The following is a 16,975-nucleotide window of genomic DNA, read 5'->3' as shown; positions in this document are numbered from 1 at the left end:
CGAGGGATTTGGGGCGACGACGGGTGATGCGCGGCCCGTTCGCCGCCCGACGCGCACCCGAATCGGCATGATCGGGTGGTGCTCCGAGACGTGATGAGCCCCGGCATCGACGCCCTGCTCGAACAGGCGCGCGCCGGGCTGCACCGACTGACTCCGCAGCAGACCGTCGAGGCGGTCCGCTGCGGCGCGCTGCTGGTCGACACCCGTACCGAGATGCAGCGCCGCGACCAGGGCGACCTGCCCGGGGCGGTCGTCATCGACCGGACGGTGCTGGAGTGGCGACTCGATCCGGCCAGCGAATGGCGGATTCCGGAGGCCACCGGCTACGACCGGGAAATCGTGCTGGTGTGCCGGGAGGGCTACAGCTCCAGCCTGGCCGCCGCCAGCCTGCAGACGCTCGGGCTGCGCCGGGCCACCGACATGATCGGCGGCGTCGACGCGTGGCTCACCGCCGGCCTTCCCACCACCGACCGCCCCGCCGACGTCCGGCACTGACGCCGACGCCGGTCCGGGGACGCGGTGGCCGAACGGGCGGCGTCGCCGGTCCGGGGACGCGGTGGCCGAACGGGCGGCGTCGCCGGTCCGGGGACGCGGTGGCCGAACGGGCGGCGTCGCCGGTCCGGGGAGCGGTGACCGAGCCGGCGGCGTCGCCGGTCAGGCCGGTGGCGGACCGGGTGGGATGAAGGGCAGGCCGGCGGGCGGGCCGGTCTCGATGAGGCGCCAGAGGGCGTCGGTGTCCAGATGTTCCTCCACCAGGTCGCCGAGCAGGTCGAGCGAGCGTTCCCGGGCGGCCGCGAAGCTGGTGTCGAGTGCGACCCGGAACCCGGTGCGCCCGGCCATCCGGGCCGCCTCGGTGAGGAAGCGGCGGCGGAAGCCGTCCGACTCGAACGCCCCATGCCAGTGCGTGCCGTGCACCACGCCGAGCACCGCGCCCTCGCCGGCACCGTCGCTCCCGGTCAGCAGCGGGGCCAGGGTCGGATCGGTGTGCGAGACGTACCCGTGGTGGATCTCGTAGCCGTGGACCGGCAGGTCGCCGTGGGCGGTGCCCACCGACTGCCGGACGGTCTTGCGCGGATCGAAGGTGATCTCGATGGGCAGCAGGCCGAGGCCTGGCACGCTGCCCTGGCGGCTCTCCACCGGATCGTGGATCGCGCGCCCGAGCATCTGGAAGCCGCCGCAGAGACCCAGCAGTGGCTTGCCGGCCGCCGCGTGGGCCAGGACCGCGTCGGCGAGGCCGGTCTCGCGTAGCCAGGCGAGGTCCGCCACGGTCGACTTGGACCCGGGCAGGACGACCAGGTCGGCGGCGGCCAGCTCGGCTGGTTCGACGGTGAGGCGTACGCGGACGCCCGGCTCGGTGGCCAGCGCCTCCACGTCGGTGGCGTTGCTGATCCGGGGCAGCCGGACGACGGCCACGTCCAGCCACTCGGTGCCGTGCGGGGCGGCCGGGCGGCCGAGCACCCGACCGTAGGCGAGCGAGTCCTCGGCGTCGAGCCAGAGGTCGAGTGCCCAGGGCAGCACCCCGTACGTGGGGCGGCCGGTGACGTGGCGCAGCATGTCCAGCCCCGGCTGGAGCAGGCCGAGGTCGCCCCGGAACTTGTTGATCACGAAGCCGGCGATCAGCGCCTGGTCGGCCGGGTCGAGCAGGGCCACGGTGCCGAACATCGAGGCGAAGACGCCGCCCCGGTCGATGTCGCCGACCACGATGGTGGGCAGGTTGGCGTGCCGGGCCAACCCCATGTTGACGTAGTCCCCGGCCCGCAGGTTGATCTCGGCGGGGCTGCCGGCGCCCTCGCAGATCACCACGTCGTACGCGGCCCGCAGCTCGGCCAGCGCCGCGTACGCGGTCTCGGCGAGCCGGGGACGCAGGTGCCGGAAGGTGCCGGCGGTGATCGTGTCGACCGCCTCGCCGAGCAGCACGACCTGGCTGGCCAGGTCACTGCCCGGCTTGAGCAGCACCGGGTTGAAGCGCAGGTCGGGGGCGATGCCGCAGGCGGCGGCCTGCATGGCCTGGGCCCGGCCGATCTCGCCGCCACGCCCGTCCGGCCCGACCACCACCGCCGAGTTGTTCGACATGTTCTGCGCCTTGAACGGCGCCACCTTCACGCCTTGCCGGTGCAGCCAGCGGCAGATGCCGGCGGTCAGCACACTCTTGCCGGCGTCGGACGTGGTGCCGGCGACCAGCAGCCCGCCGCTCACCGCCCGCTCCCCCGCCCTGACACGACGGCTCGCGGCCCGCGCCGGGCACCAGCACCGGCCAGCCCGCGTCGCCCGACGGCGGCGCTCCACCCGCGTCGCCCGACGGCGGCGGCCAGACGCCCGACGGTCAACGGGTACGCGGCGGCCAGCCCGAGGGCGGCCAGGCCGACCGCGCCGGAGATCCGGGCAGCCCGCCTGAGGTGCCGCGCCTCGGGGCGGGGACCGTCGCCCAGGAAGGGGCGCACCTCGGAGCGCCCGAAGTAGACGTTGCGGCCGCCGAGGCGGACCCCCAGCGCGCCGGCCATCGCCGCCTCGCACTGACCGGCGTTGGGGCTCGGGTGGTCGTTGCGGTCGCGCCGCCACACCCGCCATGCGCGTTCCCGGTCGCCGTTCGCGACCGGCGCGACGGCGATGGTGAGCAGCCCGGTCAGCCGGGACGGCACCAGGTTGAGCAGGTCGTCGAGCCGGGCGGCGGGGGTGCCGAACCGCGCGTAGCGCGCCGACCGGTGCCCGACCATCGCGTCGAGGGTGTTGGCCGCGCGGTAGCCCAGCAGCCCGGGCAGGCCGGCGACCGCGCCCCAGACCAGAGGGGCGACCACCGCGTCGGAGGTGTTCTCCGCGACCGACTCGACGGTGGCCCGGGCCAGTTCCGACTCGCCCAGAGTCGACGGGTCCCGACCGCAGAGGTGACCGAGGCGTCGCCGGGCGGCGGGCAGGTCGCCGTCGCGCAGCGCCCCACCCATGGTGGTGGCCTCGTGCCGCAGGGTGCGACCGCCCAGCACGGTCCAGGTGCCGGCGGCGACGAGCACCGCCCGGGTCACCGGCCGGTGCCGGGTGGCTGCCGCAGCGGCCGCCCCGAGCAGCACCGGCCCACCAACGGCCAGCGCGGTGAACACCGCCCCGGCCGTCCGGTCCGGTCGGTAGAGCCGCCGCTCCAGCGCGCCGGCGACCTGCCCGAAGCCGGCCACCGGGTGCCACCGGCGTGGGTCGCCGAGCAGCCTGTCCAGCGCGTACCCGGCCAGCAGCCCCACCGCGTTCGCCACCGGCGCTGTCCGTCGCACGCGCACCACCTCCGGCCGGCCAGCCTAGACGAGCGTCCCGTGAACCAACCTGGCCCGGCACGCCCCGGCCCACCCCGTCCAGGCTGCTCGCCGCGCCGGGCAGCGGGGCGGTGGCAGGTGCGGCAGAGGCCGGAAGCAGGGCGGCGCTGGGTGTGGAGGGACGGGCCAGGGGCGTCACGCGGGGTGACGACGCCGGTCGCGTCGCCACCCCGCCCCCGTTCGTGACATGTCGCGGAGCACCCGCCGGGAGCGGGTGGTGGGCGCGGAGGTCGCGGCACCGGTGCTGCCCGCACACCGCTCGCGCCGCCGCCTGGCCGCCACCCCGGCCGTCGTCCACGACAGCCGGGATGGCCGAGCCGAGGGGTCAGACCGGTTGCGGGACCCGCCCCCGGCCACGCCGTCCCCGGCCGGACGGCGTGGGCTCCGGCCGGCCCTCGTCCGGCACCGGCCCCAACTCGTCGTCCGGCCGGTCGTCGTCCGGCCGGTCGTCGTCCGACTGGTCGTCGTCAGCCCCGAGAGGGAACGCCAACTCGTCGTCGTCGAGCCCAGCCGGGCCGTCGGTGTCGCCGCCCTGCGCGCCGCCGACGCTGAGGGAAGCGTCGTCGACCGGGCCGGCCGCGCTGAACGGGCCGGGACGCAGCGCGCCGAAGTCGGACAGCTCGAAGTCGTCGTCGAGCGGGCGGTCGTCGGGCAGGACGGGCGTCTGCCCGGCCGGGACCGGCTCGGTGGGCTCGCCGTGCACCCGGCTCTCCGCCTCCGCGTCCTCCGTCGTGCTGGTGGTCATGCTCGGGCGGTTGCGCAGGAACCGCGCCCGACCCCGGGACAGGTCGTGGCCGACGGCGACGGCCTCCAGCTCGTAAAGGGTGCGGTGGTTGCCGGCGTCGTCGGTCCAGTCGCGGGTGTAGAGCCGGCCGCAGACCACCACCGGGTCGCCGACCATCACCGAGGCGGCCACCCCCTCGGCGAGCTTGCGCCAACAGTTGACGCGGACCCGGAGCGAGTTCCCGTCGACCCAGCGGCCGCTGTCCCGGTCGAGCCGGCGGGCGGTGGAGGCGACCTTGAAGTTGGCCACCAGGGTGTTGCTCTGGGTGGTACGCCGCCACTCGGGCGTGGTCAGCACATTGCCGACAATTGTCACGTAGGTGTCGAACATCGTCCCTCCAGGGGGATCGGGGGCCTGCCAGCGCGAGTCGACTCGACACCGAGCCTCGACGCGGCGGACGGTCCTCGCCAGCACCCCACCCCCGACCTGTGGACAACGACGCCACCTGTGGACAACGCCCTGATCAGGCCCGGATGTGGTACGGCCGACCCACCCGGACGGGCGTCAGCGGTTTCCGGGTCCGACCAACCTGGGTATGGACTTGATCAAGCACCACCGACAGCTCCACGTCGACGAGAGGTCAGCGCCATGATGATCACCACGATCGGCTCCGCAACCGCTTGCGAGGCGCGGCGATGAGCGCCGTGACGAACCCGGCCACCGTGGCCGAGTGCCTGCGGGTGGGCGCCGGGTTCTCGCAGGGCGACCGCGCCTGGATCGCCGAGCAGTTCGCCACCCTCGACGCCCGGCTGGCCGGCTTCCACGCCGACGCCACCGAGCTGGAGGTGTCGGTGAAGGACCGCGAGGCGCGGGGGCAGAAGGTCACCCTGGAGTGCTGGATCGCCGGCCGGCAGAAGATCGTCACCACCTCCGGCGAGGAGGACCTGCACGCCGCGCTCAACGACGTCCGCGACGACCTGCGCCGGCGGCTCAACGACGCCAAGACCCGCCAGGAGCCTCGGCACAACAAGCACCTGCGCGACATCAGCCAGCCGCGGGATCAGGTCGACCCGGCCGAGGAGCCCGAGGCGCTGCCCGCCGGCGACCCGAGCCGCGCCGACGCGGAAACCGTCTGACGCGTACTCCCGCATGCCCCGGCCGGCCGGCTGGCACGGCCGGTCGGGGCGGCCGGATCCCGGGGACTACCGCCGGGTAGCTTGGCGGCGTAGCGTCGCGAACGTGGAACCGGACGTGTTGGGGCCGCCGTACGAGCGGCAGACGATCGACCTGGGCACCGACGACGAGGGCGCGGTCGTCGCGACCCTGGTCCGGCGGCGGGCCGAGCGCCCCACCGGGCGGGCCGTGCTCTACGTGCACGGCTTCGTCGACTACTTCTTCCAGACCCACCTGGCCGACTTCTTCGCCGAGCGGGGCTGGGACTTCTACGCCCTCGACCTGCGCAAGTACGGTCGCAGCCTGCTCCCGCACCAGACCCCGAACTTCTGCCAGGACATCAGCGACTACTTCCCTGAGCTGGACGCCGCCGCCGAGATCATCCGCACCGACGACGAGCACGACACCCTGCTGGCGATGGGCCACTCCACCGGCGGCCTGATCACCTCGCTCTGGGCGGACGCCCGCCGCGACGCCGGCACCGTCGACGGCCTGGTGCTCAACAGCCCCTTCTTCGACCTGAACGCCCCCTGGGCGGTGCGCAGACCCCTCGCGGCTGCCGTCTCCCGGCTGGGCCGCCGGGCGCCGCACCGCATCGTGCCGTTCGGGCTGGGCACGGTGTACGGCGAGAGCCTCCACACCGACCACCGGGGCGAGTGGACCTACGACCTGGCGTGGAAGCCGCTGGCCGGGTTCCCGGTCCGGGCCGGCTGGCTGAACGCGATCCGCACCGGCCAACGCCGGCTGCGCGCCGGGCTGGACATCCAGGTGCCGGTGCTGCTGGCCTGCTCGACCCGCTCGTTCCGGGGCACCAAGTGGCACGACAGCGCCACGCTGGCCGACGCCGTGCTGGACGTGGAGCACATGGTGCGGTATGCGCCCCGCCTCGGCCGGCACGTCACCCTGGCCCGCTTCGACGGCGGGCTGCACGACCTCACGCTCTCCGGCCCCGCCGTACGCCGAAAGGTCTTCGACGAGGTCGGCCGGTGGGCCGAGACGTTCCTCGCCGCTGGCCCCACCGCCCCGGCCGACGACGTGGCGACCGACGACGCTGCCCAGCTGCCGGAAAGCCGGCGTCCCGCGTCCGATCCGGCAGGTGCGGCGACGGCGGGCGGCTGACCCGGCCGGGCCACGGCTCGCCGCGCCACCCGCCGAGTGGCGTGTCTCAGTCGCCGGGTGTCGCCGGAAGAACGGCCCGGATCCGGTCGAAGGTCGCCACCGGGTGAGCGCCGACGCCGGGCAGCACCAGGCCCAGGCAGTACAGCGACACCTCCCCGACCGGGTCCGCCTGCACAATGAAGACCGGCGCCCCGACGTACCCCGGCGGCAGTTCAGTGGTGATCCCGACGGCGTCCCCGTCGCGGACCACCCGCTCGATGGCCACCTCCAGTGGCCGCGACCCGTCCTCGCGTACCCCATGGGCCAGCACGAAAGCGGAACTGGCGTCGGCGCCGAGGCGGGCGACCACCTCGGGCCCGGCGGCGATCCCGGCGGGCACCGGCTGCACCCGCCACCGCCAGCCGCCGTCACCGGCGTACCGGTGCAGCCCGCCGGTGGGCAGCACCGCGACGCCGTCCCCCGGGAAGCGCGCCCAGCCAAGCCTCATCTCGGCGTCCGCGACGGCGTCCGGCGCGACCCCGGCCGGCTCGGTGACGCTCGCCCGCAGGCCCAACTCCCCATCCGGCGTGCCGGTCAGGTCGGCCGCCGTCAGCAGCGACTCCCCCACCGGGTCGTCGGTGCCCTGGAAAAAGAACGCGGTGCCGAAGCGCTGGCCGGTGGCGTCCGACGACCGGTACGGCAGGATGGCACGGCCCACGATCTGGCACAGCTCGTAGGCGACGTCGTTCTCGGCGTCGGGGTCCAGCAGCACCAGCCGAGGGTACGGGCCTGCGGCGGGTCGGTCCGTGGGAACCCAGATGCCAGTCAACCGGCCTCCGTGAGACCCTGCTCGGCAACGTGGACGCGGGCACCCTTTTCCCCGCCGGCCGGCGGGTCGGCGGTACCCTCTGGGCGCGACACCCACGCCGCGCGCCCGTAGCTCAGCGGATAGAGCAGGGGACTTCTAATCCCAAGGCCGCAGGTTCGAATCCTGCCGGGCGCACCCACCCCGCCGCAGATGATGCGGTTACCCAAGGTCTAGTTCAATCCGATTTCCAAGCTGTCCGTGCGACAGGGCGACGATGACCGCTGAGGGGCCGTCACCGGGCCGTCAAGGGCCGACCAATAGCGACCAACGGCGACCAGCAACGCCCGAAGAAACAGCGGGCCATTCCTGGCTGCAAAGACGTTGACGGAGATCATTTTGCCGACTAGCTTGACCACGCTATGACGTCTTGAGAATTCGGGGGCTTGAATGTTAATTGGATCAACCTCGGGCACGCGCAAGCGTTCTACTCGCCGTGGGCTCGTTGCGATGACCGCGTCGCTGGTGCTGTTGGCCGTCGGTTCGATGCTGCTGGCGCCCCCCGCGTCCGCGGCCGTCACGGGTTCGGTCAAGACGAAGGCTCCCCTCCAGCCGACGATCAGCTTCCCGAACGGGGACAGCGTGGTCGAAGGCGGCCAGCTCGCCATCAGGTTCGACGCGAACGGTGACACCTCGGTGACCAGCTACAGGTACAGCGTCGGTGACACCAACCTGGGCAGCGTGGTCCGGTCGGGGCGTGATGGTGCCGCCACTGTGACGATCGACGTCGGCAACGTGAGCGGTGAGCGTCCGGTGTACGCGGTGGCGGTCGACCGCCGGGGCCGGCTCAGTCCCCTGACGCAGGGATCCTTCACGGTGTCCGTCATGTGGAGCCTCAGGGGCCAGGCGATCGACACGACCACCTGGCTGCCGGTGGTGGAGGCGACGATCCGGCTGGAGCCGGTCGGGATCGAGGCTGTCACTGGCCCTGACGGCGGCTATCAGTTCGCCGTCGACCCGGGCCTCTACACGCTCACAGGCACCTACGCCGGCCCGCCCAGCCTCTCGGGCAGCAGCCAGCAGTTGGAGGTTGACGGTCAGGGACTGTGGTTCGACCTGTACCTGTCGCCGGATTCCGGGAACTGATGACCACTACCCATCGCGATTAGATGGGCTCGCTCGATGGCCCCGGCGCTCAACGCCGGGGCCATCGTCTCGAAGGTCTACTGCCTGCCGACCGAGGAATCCGCCTGGCGCCGGCTTAAACACCGGCCTTCCTCTCAACCTCCCGCACGAAATTTCGCGCGGCCCGATACCAAGGTGCGTTGCCTGCCTGCCCGTCCATGTGCCTGGCCCTACCGAGCGGGTGCGACAAGGCACCCCCACTGCCGCGGATTTGATTAGGTCGGGGCGCCCGGCCAGCCGATTCCGTCGAGGAATTCGTCCACGGCGACCACGACCCGGCTGAGCACCGCGATCGAGTCCGTCAGCGGACCCGGTACGTACATCCCGTGATCCGCTTCGGGCACCTCCAGCACGTGGGGTGACAGCCGGCGAGCGGCGTCACCGTCCCACAGCTTGTCGGCCGTGCCACCGACGAGGAGAAACGGTGCGGTCGCCCGGCTCAGGGCGTCAACCACCCATGGCAGGGTGAGTACGGGCGTGATCCACACCGCGGGCAGGGACCGCTTGGCGGCGATGGCCGCCGCGTTGGTGCCGAGCGACTTGGCGATCAGCAGCGGGCGACCGCTGACGCTGTCGATCAGCGGAGTGATTTGACCGCGCACCCAGCCTTCTATCTCCGGCGCGTCCGGCCGTGCTGGCTCCTCGGACCACGAGTGTCGGTGCACCGTCGCACCGCGCTGTTCGGCGACATCGCCGGCATACATCAGGAGAGGCGCACCAGGTCCGAACGTACGGCCGGGGATCACGACTGCGTCAGCCACGCCGCCAACGCTACCCAGGACGGTGCTGGCGCGTGGCTCTGGAGCGACCCTCCACGCTGCGGCTGCGGCCACGCAGAACTCGTTGCCTTCCGGGTCGGCCATCACCACGTGGTGGCCGTCGACTTCCTCCAGGACACTCCCGCCCGCCTTCACCAGGCGTTTCGACTCCGCCTTGATCCGCGCCCACCGCTCGTCGGGGCTTCCGTGGCCGGGCAGCCGGATGTCGATGTGGAGCCGGTTTTTCGCCGTCTTGGGCTCGGGAACGTTGAGGATGGAGAGGCGGGGGCCGACGCCATCCGGATCGCACAGCCACGCACCATCATCCGCCAGGTCATCCTCCGGCAGGTCGAACTGCGCGAGCCACTCCTCACGGGTGGTGAAGGGCGCGGGTGGCGGCTCGTCGACGTAGCCCACGGCCGTCTTCCAGAACGCGGCGAGCACCCGGGCGTCGGTGGACTCGAGCGTCAGATCAATGCTGGCTGCCATGCCGGGAGGGTAGGTCGCACCTCTGACTTCCACCCGAGGCGCTATCGCGCGGTCTCGCTGGCGGCCCCGCGATGGTGCCGGTCACCTGGGTTCGCTCTTGAGCGCGTGGGCGGATTTCCAGGCCACGGCGCGGTTGATCCGGTCCGGGTAGCGCTCGATGATCGCGTCGTACAACTCCTCGGCGCTCTCCGTCCGCTCCGCGGCTGCCTGGACCTCCCGCAGGTAGCTGGCGGTCTCCTCGACGTTGTGCGGGTCGTCGTCGGCGCCGTCGGGTTTGTGGCCGGCGATCACCACGCACGGCCGCAATGAGTTGACAATGGTGAGCGCGTCGAGCCAGGCCCCAATCCCGCCGTGGCCGGCCTCGCCGAGGTACAGGTGGACGTCGTTGTAGACCACGTCGCCGGCCACGACGAGACCACGCGACGGTACGTGCAGCACGCTCGTGCCGTTGGTGTCGGTGCGGCCGGTCTCGACCGCCACCAACCGCTCCCCCTCAAGGTCGATGTTGTTGTCCTCCAGCGGCTCGGCGATCGGTGGACGCTCGGCGATCTGCTCGGGGAAACCCTTGCGCCAGACATCGTTGAGCCACCGCTCCCCCAACTGATCGTGCATCTTGTCCACCACGCTCACGGGTGCCACCATCCGCGCCCGGGGAAAGCGCTCCAGCACGGCGGCCGCCCCGAAGAAGTGGTCGCCGTGGGCGTGGGTGATGTAGATCGTCGTGAGGTTTTTGCCGCTCGCCGCGACCCAGTCGGCCAGGGCCCGGCCCTCGTCGAGGGTGAGCAACGCGTCGACCAGGACGGCGTCGCGGTCTCCGTAGATCAGCGTGGAGCTGGTAGGCGACCACATCTCGCGGCCCTCGCCCGGCGGCAGGTCCGTCGACACGACCGGCTTGGCCGGGGCGACATAGGTTGACCAGGCCAACGAACCCACGACTGCTCCTCACCCCACCGGCGCGCTCCCCGTCCCAGTCCAGCAGACCGCAACGCCACTCCGGGCGAGATCACGGAAAGAGCCAACAAAGGCCTGCTCAGCCCAGCAGCTCGGTCAGCGTGACGTCGCCCTGCCCGAGCTGTGCCCCGCCGGTGGCCGGCACGACCAGGATGCGTCGGCAGCCGTCCAGTTCCACGTACCGGTCGGGTCCACCGGTGCCGTCCAGCGGGCGCAGCACCGCGAATCGCGACGCCGGGGTGACGCACGTCGTCGCCGGTCCGGCGGTGGCCAGTGCGCGGAGCACCGCCGCCTGCCGCTCGGGCGTCAGCGGCCCGCCGTACGCGAACTCACCCGCCGGCTTGCCGCCGCCCCGCTCCGACGCGGGCACCTGGTAGACGCAGAGGCGCAGCGGCTCCACGGCCGGGACCGTCGCCGGCGCGGGCCATCCGGGGCGTCCCGTCGTGGTCTCCACCCACACCATGTCCGCCCACCGCCGCGCGCAGCCGGCGGCCTCGGCCGCCGGGGATCCGACCCGCCCGACGGTACGGCTGTCCACCGTGGTCAGCCGCAGCCCGTCGAGCGCCGCGCGCACCTCCACGCGGGCCTTGCCGCAGACGTCCCTCGGCAGGTACGGGCGCAGCCAGCGACCTCGCTCGTCGAGCAGGGCCAGCCAGGGCGGGACGACCATGTCGGCTGTGCAGACGATCTTCCCGTCCGTTCGCCGGTCCGGCAGGCGCAGCGCGGCGACCAGCGCGGCGATGTCGTCGGCACGCCGCTCGGTGGCCACCTGCTCCGCACCGCCGCCGGGGCGCGGCCGTATCTCCCGGCCGCAGAGCACTGCGGCGACCGGTGTGAACGCGGGGTCGATCCGTCCGATCGCCGGATCGTCCCCGGGCGGCACCGGCTCATCCCCGTCCGGCGCCGGAAGCACGACACCGGCGCCGGCCCATGGTGCCGCCTCGGCGCAGGAGGTCCACTTCCCGACGATCCGGGCCGGGCCGGGATCGTCCCCCGGACCCGGCCCGGCGTCCCGGACCGCGTAGCCGACCACCGCCACGCCGACCAGCGCCACGCCGAGCAGCGCCACCGCCAGTACCGTCCCGCCCGAGCGCATCCGGCTCACCACCTCTCCGCCGAGTGATGGGACGGGCGGGAACCGTGCCCGGTTCCGCAGCGGGCACCGAGGCCGGCGCTGGACGGGTGCAGCTCACATCCGCCGAACGCCGATCGGGGTTGCCGTCCGACCGCCGGCATGATGACCCGATGGCACATCTGGGACTGGTCGCGTTGCTGGTACGGGAGTACGACGAGGCGATCGACTTCTACGTCGGCGGCCTCGGCTTCGAGCTGGTGGAGGACACCCCACGTCCGGACGGCTCGCGATGGGTGGTGGTCCGCCCGCCGGGCGCCCGGGAGACGGCACTGCTGCTGGCCCGGCCGAGCAGCGCCGAGCAGCGGGCCCGGATCGGCGACCAGACCGGCGGTCGGGTCGGCCTGTTCCTGTACACCGAGGACTTCGCCCGGGACCACGCCCGGATGGTCGCGGCCGGGGTGCGGTTCCTGGAGGAGCCGCGGCACGAGGCGTACGGCGCGGTCGCGGTCTTCGCCGACCTCTACGGCAACCGCTGGGACCTGCTCCAGCCGCGCAGCACGGAGTGACACATCGGCGACACACCGGGCACAATGGGTGATTGCTTGCCATCGACCATGCTATTCTCCGATGTCGATCTCCGCCGCGCGGACCCGGACCGGGTCGTTGTCGGAAGGACACTTCCCGATGCCGGCCGTTGCCACCCCGACCGCGTCGCCACCTGCGCTGGACAATCCGGCCGGCGGCGCGTTCAGCCTCATCTTCACCACGTTGCCGGCGCTGCTGCGGCTCACCTGCGGGCTGGTCGGCGCGGTGGTGGCGCTGTCGGTACGTACCCCGCCGGTCGAGCCCGCCCTGCTCCTGCCCGGCGTGGCCGTGCTGACCGGCTGGTCGCTCTGGTACGCCGGCCGCGCGATGCGCCACGGCATCACCCCGACCCTGGTCGCCGGTGACGTCGCGGTAACAACCGTGGCCTGCCTGCTCATCCCCCGCCTGGTGGCGCCCGGGGTGCTGCCCGGCGAGGGCAGCTGGATCGCGGTGCTGGCCAGCACCACGGTGATCAACGCGCAGGCCACCGCTCCGGCACGCTGGTCGGTCCCGGCCGGGCTGCTGGTCACCGCCGCGTACGCGATGGGGGCGCACGGGGCCGGCAATCCCGCCGAGGCCCGGGCGCACGCGGCCACCCTGCTGGTGCAGACCGCCTGCACGGCGATGATGACGTCGGTGATGCGCCACCGGATCGGGCGGGCGGACCGGGCGTTCGCCGAGCACCAGCGGCTGACCCGGGACGCGTTGATCGCCCGGGCCGCCCGGGAGGCCGAGCGGCGGCAGAACCGCGACCTGCACGACACGGTCCTCGGCACGTTGACCATGGTGGGGCTCGGCGCGGTGCCCGGGCCATCCGCCGCGTTGCGCGAGCGGTGCGCGGCCGACCTGCGTACCCTCGTCGCGCTGACCGACGCCGGCCCGGTGCCCGGTGACGGCCCGGTGCCCCTGGACGGGCGGCTGCGGACGGTGCCCGACCGACTGCCCGAGCTGCGGGTGGGCCTGGAGCTGGCGTCGTGCGCGGTGCCCGCCGGTGTGGCCGACGCGATCACCGAGAGCGCCTACGCGGCGCTGTCCAACGTGGTCCGGCACGCGCCGGGCGCACACGTCACGCTGCGGATGACCCGGGACGCGATCGCCGTCGTGGTCGAGGTGACCGACGACGGCCCCGGCTTCGACCCGGCCGGTGTCCCCCCACACCGGTACGGGCTGCGAGAGTCGATCCGCGGCCGGATGGCGGCGGTCGGCGGGCGGGCCGAGGTCCGCTCCGCCCCCGGCGCGGGCACCACGATCCGGCTGGAGTGGCCCGGTGTCGGCTGACCCTCGGCGCCTCGACGGACCGCACCGCGGCGCCCGGGGCCACGGATCCGCAGCCGGGTCGGGCCAGCGTGCCAGCGCCCCGGGGCCCGGCACCCAAGGCGGTGCTCGCCGCGCCGGCGGCCGTGGCGCACGCCTCCGACCGGGGTGCCCGGATCGTCTCCGTCGCGATAGCGCTGGCCTGGCACATCGCGATCGGTCTGCCCGCGGTGCTGGGCGCCCGCGCGGACTTCGCCGCGCCGGCGGTGGTGCTCGGCGGCTGGCTGCTGGTCGCCGGGGCCGGGGTGGTGGCCGGGGTACGGCTGCTGCGCGGGGCGCCGCTGCCGCCGTGGCCTTTCGCCGCGCTGCTGCTCGCCGTCGACGCGGCGGTCTTCGCGGCGGTTGGTGAACAACACCTGTTCGCCGCCGCCAACTGGGTGTGGAGCACCCTCGGCTGGTTCTTCCTGCTGGCGATGTGGGGCCGGCGGGTCACCGGGCTCGTCGCGCTGCTGACCACGCACGCGGTGATCGCCCTGGTCGCCGTGCTCGGGCACGGCCACGATCCGGCCGACCTGGCCCGCTACATGATGTACGTCTACGGCACCTTCTCGCTGCCGGTGGCGGTCTTCGTGGGAGGCGCGACGATCGTCGGCCTGGCCCGCGAACGGGCCGCCTCGGCGGCCGCCATGCACGCGATGGCCGCGGAACGGGACGCCGCCGAACAGGGCCTGCGGGAACGTCGGGACCGGCTCGCCCTGGTCGGCGTGGCGGCCGGGCGGGTGCTCGGGGAACTGGCCGACGGGCAGGCCGATCCGGACGACCCGGAGGTGCAGCGCCGGTGCGTGCTGGCCGCGGCCCGGCTGCGCCGCCTGATCGCCGAATCCGACGACGTGCCCGACCCGCTGCTGCACGAGCTGCGCGCCGCCGCCGACCTGGCCGAACGCAACGGGCTGCCGATCGACCTGGTCACCATCGGCAACCCGCCACCGCTGCCGGTGGAGATCCGCCGCCGGCTCGCCGACCCGCTCACCGGCATCCTCGCCGACGCCCGGGGCTGGGCCCGACTGACCGTCGTCTCCGGCCCGGACGATGTCGTGGTCAGCCTGGTCACACCCGACCGGGAGGGGCCGGACGCGACCGGCCCGCCGCCCGGGGAGCACGACGACGGGCCGGTGCAGCACCTCTACGAACGGGACGGGGACATCAGATGGGCGCAGACCCGGTGGCGGAGATGACCGGCGACCGGACGGTCGGGGTGGCGATCGTCGACGACCACCCGGTGGTTGTCGAGGGCGTCCGCGTTTGGCTCGCCAGCGAGCCCAGGCTGACCGTGCTGTCCACCGGGGACGACCCGGACGAGGTGTTGCGGGCGGCGCCGGACGCCGACGTGGTCCTGCTCGACCTGCGACTGCACGGCCGGATGGCGCTGGACAAGCTGGCCGAGCTGAGCGCCACCGGGCGGCGGGTGGTGGTCTACTCCGAGCACACCGACCCGGAGACGATGCTGGCCGCGTTGGACGCCGGAGCGGTGGCGTTCCTGGCCAAGCACGAGGGCCGCGAGCACTGCGTGGCGACCGTGTTGGCCGCGGCGAGCGACCGCCCGTACGTGCCGCCCGCGCTGGCCGGCGCGATGGTCGGCGACCCGCGGCCGGACCGGCCGATGCTGTCCGACAAGGAGCGCGAGGCGCTGCTGCTCTGGTTCCAGTCGATGTCCAAGGCGTCGGTGGCCCGTCGGATGCGGATCAGCGAACACACGGTGAAGCAGTACGTCGACCGTGCGCGGATCAAGTACACCCGAGCGGGCGGCCGGCCGCCACAAAGGCGGCGCTGCTCGCCCGGGCGATCGAGGACGGCCTCGTCCGCCCGGAGGAGATCGGCATCTACCGGTCACAGGCGACGCACGACCGGCCGACCCCCTAACGGGCGTCATGACACGGCCCCCCCGGATCCGCGAGGCTCAACGCACACCAAGCTGACCCGGGAGGTCGTGACGATGCACGCCGACGCGTCCCCCTTCTTCATCGGTCCCCACCGGTTCGACGCGCCGGATGATGATGCGGGGCCGATCCTCGACCGCCGCTACGCCCTGCGACCGGTGCCCGGTGAGAAGGTGCTCGGCCGGTACCGGTTGCTGATCGCGGGTTACCTGCTCGGGCCGACCGAGGCGCGGCGCGGCTGGCGGCTCCCGGGGCCGGTGTCGGTGACCGTCACCGACCAACGGATCTGCTGGGTGGGCACCGGGGCGCAACTGTCCCTGGTCGCCGACGAGACGCCCCCGCGCCGAGCGGCGGGTCGACCGGCCGGCCTGATGAGCGGGCAGATCCGCTGGCAGTGGCCGACCCGGTTGGAGCTGCCGCCGGCCGGCCCGGACGGGCCCGAGCAGCTGCTGATCGTCTGCGACGCGCTGCGCACCATCCAACAGCCGGCGCTGGCCCTCGGCGGAGCCGCCGGGGAGGTCGCCGCGCTGGCCCGGCAGGTCCGCCGGGCGGTGGCGATGTTCCGGCTCACCCGCCCGCAGCTGGTCGACCTCTCCACGCAGGAGCGCGACGTGCTGCTGCTGCGGGCCGGCCCCGCGCTGCTCGCCGGGGACTCCCGGGTCACCCTGCCCGGCTCGCTGCCGGTGGAGTTCCGATCCCGGGACGACTACTACCGCTCAGGGCCGGAGCCGACCCGGTGGAGCGGGCTCGCAGGCGGCGCAGCATCCGGGCGTCAGTGAAACCGACGGTCCGCGCCGCGGCCTCCACCGTCGCGCCGTGCCCGATCAGGTGCTCGGCGCGTTCCACCCGCAGCAGCTGCTGGTAGCCGAGCGGAGTGAGCCCGGTGGTCGCGCGGAACAGCCGGGTCAGCGTCCGCTCGGCCACGCCTCCGGAGGCGGCCAGCTCGGCCAGCGGCAGCGTCTCTGCGTACCGGCTGTCGATCATGTCCTGCACCTGGTGCACCGCGTCGGAGAGGTGCGAGCGGTGTCGCATCATCGCGCTGGCCTGCTGCTCGTGCCCGTTGCGCCGCGCGTAGACGACCAGCGTGCGGGCGATCCGGGCGGCGACCGCCGGGCCGTGCCGGGTGGCCACCAGGTGCAACGCCACGTCGATGCCGCTGGCGATGCCCGCCGAGGTGACCACCCGGTCGTCGACCACGTACAGCACGTCGCGGGCCACCCGCGCCGCCGGATGCCGACGGGCGAGGTCGTCCTGCACCTCGTGGTGGGTGGTGCAGCGCCGGCCGTCGAGCAGCCCGGCCCGGCCGAGGGCGTACGCGCCGGCGCAGACGCTCGCCACGGTGCCGCCGGCGGCGTGGTGATCGGCCAACCGGCGCAGGTCGACGGGCGAGACCGGCCCCTGCGGCCCGTGCGCCGCGGGCCGCCAGCCCGGCACCAGCACCAGGTCCTCCGGGGTCAGCTCGGGCCACCGGGTGTCGGCGACCAGCGGTACGCCCTGCACGGTGGGCACCTGCTCCCGCTCGGCGACGTAGTGCAGCCGATAGTCGTAGCCGAGGTCGGCGGCGCTGGAGAAGACCTGAGCCGGCCCGGCGAGGTCCAGCAGGTGCAACTGCGGGACCAGCAGGAAGACGACCCGGGTCACTGAG

Annotated in this window: 16 protein-coding genes, 1 tRNA gene and 1 pseudogene; 10 read left to right on the top strand and 8 right to left on the bottom strand. The window is 73.7% G+C overall.

All coding sequences use genetic code 11. From position 1 onward, the window contains the following. The first annotated feature begins 93 nt into the window (after positions 1-93). The gene (locus tag ABZU69_RS09730) at positions 94-495 is read left to right on the top strand and encodes a rhodanese-like domain-containing protein (RefSeq protein ID WP_354964019.1); all 402 of its coding nucleotides are present in this window, start codon (positions 94-96) and stop codon (positions 493-495) included. Between the two features lie 159 nt (positions 496-654). Here the strand turns inward: ABZU69_RS09730 and ABZU69_RS09725 are convergent, their stop codons facing one another. The 3 genes from ABZU69_RS09725 to ABZU69_RS09715 form a co-directional block, all read right to left on the bottom strand. Then, the gene (locus tag ABZU69_RS09725) at positions 655-2,196 is read right to left on the bottom strand and encodes a cobyric acid synthase (RefSeq protein ID WP_354963953.1); all 1,542 of its coding nucleotides are present in this window, start codon (positions 2,194-2,196) and stop codon (positions 655-657) included. Beyond that, complete coding sequence (locus ABZU69_RS09720; RefSeq protein ID WP_354963952.1) at positions 2,193-3,257, bottom strand: cobalamin biosynthesis protein; 1,065 nt, start codon at positions 3,255-3,257, stop codon at positions 2,193-2,195. Before ABZU69_RS09720 ends, ABZU69_RS09725 begins: the two co-directional genes overlap by 4 nt. 364 nt (positions 3,258-3,621) lie before the next feature. Then, positions 3,622-4,410 (bottom strand): single-stranded DNA-binding protein, encoded by a 789-nt coding sequence (locus ABZU69_RS09715; protein WP_354963951.1) that lies wholly within the window; start codon positions 4,408-4,410, stop codon positions 3,622-3,624. A gap of 305 nt (positions 4,411-4,715) precedes the next feature. On the opposite strand from ABZU69_RS09715, the gene ABZU69_RS09710 reads away from it, so the two are divergent. Both ABZU69_RS09710 and ABZU69_RS09705 read left to right on the top strand, forming a co-directional pair. Further along, entirely contained in the window at positions 4,716-5,156 is a 441-nt protein-coding gene (locus tag ABZU69_RS09710; protein ID WP_354963950.1) for an HPF/RaiA family ribosome-associated protein, read from the top strand. 103 nt (positions 5,157-5,259) lie between these two features. Continuing rightward, positions 5,260-6,312, top strand: a complete 1,053-nt coding sequence (locus ABZU69_RS09705) for an alpha/beta hydrolase (protein WP_354963949.1) — start codon at positions 5,260-5,262, stop codon at positions 6,310-6,312. A 46-nt stretch (positions 6,313-6,358) separates the two neighbouring features. Here the strand turns inward: ABZU69_RS09705 and ABZU69_RS09700 are convergent, their stop codons facing one another. Then, complete coding sequence (locus ABZU69_RS09700; RefSeq protein WP_354963948.1) at positions 6,359-7,063, bottom strand: hypothetical protein; 705 nt, start codon at positions 7,061-7,063, stop codon at positions 6,359-6,361. 158 nt (positions 7,064-7,221) lie between these two features. Here ABZU69_RS09700 and ABZU69_RS09695 point away from each other — a divergent pair. Together ABZU69_RS09695 and ABZU69_RS09690 are read left to right on the top strand one after the other, a co-directional pair. Further along, a tRNA-Arg gene (locus tag ABZU69_RS09695) sits at positions 7,222-7,294 on the top strand. A 312-nt stretch (positions 7,295-7,606) separates the two neighbouring features. Then, positions 7,607-8,242: a hypothetical protein gene (locus ABZU69_RS09690; RefSeq protein WP_354963947.1), complete on the top strand. Its 636-nt coding sequence runs from the start codon at positions 7,607-7,609 to the stop codon at positions 8,240-8,242. Between the two features lie 254 nt (positions 8,243-8,496). Here ABZU69_RS09690 and ABZU69_RS09685 read toward each other — a convergent pair whose 3' ends face one another. The 3 genes from ABZU69_RS09685 to ABZU69_RS09675 all read right to left on the bottom strand — a co-directional run bounded on the left by ABZU69_RS09685 (position 8,497) and on the right by ABZU69_RS09675 (position 11,584). Then, positions 8,497-9,528 carry a VOC family protein gene (locus ABZU69_RS09685; protein ID WP_354963946.1) on the bottom strand — a complete coding sequence of 344 codons (1,032 nt, stop codon included), beginning with the start codon at positions 9,526-9,528 and terminating at the stop codon, positions 8,497-8,499. 81 nt (positions 9,529-9,609) lie between these two features. Further along, complete coding sequence (locus tag ABZU69_RS09680) at positions 9,610-10,461, bottom strand: MBL fold metallo-hydrolase (protein ID WP_354963945.1); 852 nt, start codon at positions 10,459-10,461, stop codon at positions 9,610-9,612. Between the two features lie 97 nt (positions 10,462-10,558). Beyond that, entirely contained in the window at positions 10,559-11,584 is a 1,026-nt protein-coding gene (locus ABZU69_RS09675) for a hypothetical protein (RefSeq protein WP_354963944.1), read from the bottom strand. A gap of 140 nt (positions 11,585-11,724) precedes the next feature. On the opposite strand from ABZU69_RS09675, the gene ABZU69_RS09670 reads away from it, so the two are divergent. From ABZU69_RS09670 to ABZU69_RS09650, 5 genes and pseudogenes are all read left to right on the top strand, one after another. Then, positions 11,725-12,120 (top strand): VOC family protein, encoded by a 396-nt coding sequence (locus ABZU69_RS09670; protein WP_354963943.1) that lies wholly within the window; start codon positions 11,725-11,727, stop codon positions 12,118-12,120. Positions 12,121-12,238: 118 nt separating this feature from the next. After that, positions 12,239-13,417: an ATP-binding protein gene (locus ABZU69_RS09665; RefSeq protein ID WP_354963942.1), complete on the top strand. Its 1,179-nt coding sequence runs from the start codon at positions 12,239-12,241 to the stop codon at positions 13,415-13,417. Between the two features lie 68 nt (positions 13,418-13,485). Beyond that, entirely contained in the window at positions 13,486-14,628 is a 1,143-nt protein-coding gene (locus ABZU69_RS09660; RefSeq protein WP_354963941.1) for a hypothetical protein, read from the top strand. After that, positions 14,601-15,313, top strand: a pseudogene (locus ABZU69_RS09655) (response regulator transcription factor). The gene ABZU69_RS09660 and the pseudogene ABZU69_RS09655 overlap by 28 nt, the downstream one beginning before the upstream one ends. Positions 15,314-15,386: 73 nt before the next feature. Continuing rightward, entirely contained in the window at positions 15,387-16,109 is a 723-nt protein-coding gene (locus ABZU69_RS09650) for a hypothetical protein (RefSeq protein WP_354963940.1), read from the top strand. On the opposite strand, the gene ABZU69_RS09645 is transcribed toward ABZU69_RS09650, so the two are convergent. Continuing rightward, positions 15,991-16,971, bottom strand: a complete 981-nt coding sequence (locus ABZU69_RS09645) for a DJ-1/PfpI family protein (protein ID WP_354963939.1) — start codon at positions 16,969-16,971, stop codon at positions 15,991-15,993. The two genes, ABZU69_RS09650 and ABZU69_RS09645, sit on opposite strands and share 119 nt — an antisense overlap. Positions 16,972-16,975: the final 4 nt, after the last annotated feature.

It is taken from the genome of Micromonospora sp. NPDC005206 (assembly GCF_040608175.1).
GTDB lineage: Bacteria > Actinomycetota > Actinomycetes > Mycobacteriales > Micromonosporaceae > Micromonospora.
Note: the sequence above shows the minus strand (reverse complement) of the source record. Positions and strands in the feature narration are given on the sequence as shown.

What these genes read in the sequence shown, in the direction of transcription:
- ABZU69_RS09670 (WP_354963943.1), top strand. Translation starts at nt 11,725, where the DNA reads ATGGCACATCTGGGACTGGTCGCGTTGCTGGTACGGGAGTACGACGAG.
- ABZU69_RS09690 (WP_354963947.1), top strand. Translation starts at nt 7,607, where the DNA reads ATGACCGCGTCGCTGGTGCTGTTGGCCGTCGGTTCGATGCTGCTGGCG.
- ABZU69_RS09665 (WP_354963942.1), top strand. Translation starts at nt 12,239, where the DNA reads ATGCCGGCCGTTGCCACCCCGACCGCGTCGCCACCTGCGCTGGACAAT.
- ABZU69_RS09710 (WP_354963950.1), top strand. Translation starts at nt 4,716, where the DNA reads ATGAGCGCCGTGACGAACCCGGCCACCGTGGCCGAGTGCCTGCGGGTG.
- ABZU69_RS09715 (WP_354963951.1), bottom strand. Translation starts at nt 4,410, where the DNA reads ATGTTCGACACCTACGTGACAATTGTCGGCAATGTGCTGACCACGCCC.
- ABZU69_RS09685 (WP_354963946.1), bottom strand. Translation starts at nt 9,528, where the DNA reads ATGGCAGCCAGCATTGATCTGACGCTCGAGTCCACCGACGCCCGGGTG.
- ABZU69_RS09730 (WP_354964019.1), top strand. Translation starts at nt 94, where the DNA reads ATGAGCCCCGGCATCGACGCCCTGCTCGAACAGGCGCGCGCCGGGCTG.
- ABZU69_RS09650 (WP_354963940.1), top strand. Translation starts at nt 15,387, where the DNA reads ATGCACGCCGACGCGTCCCCCTTCTTCATCGGTCCCCACCGGTTCGAC.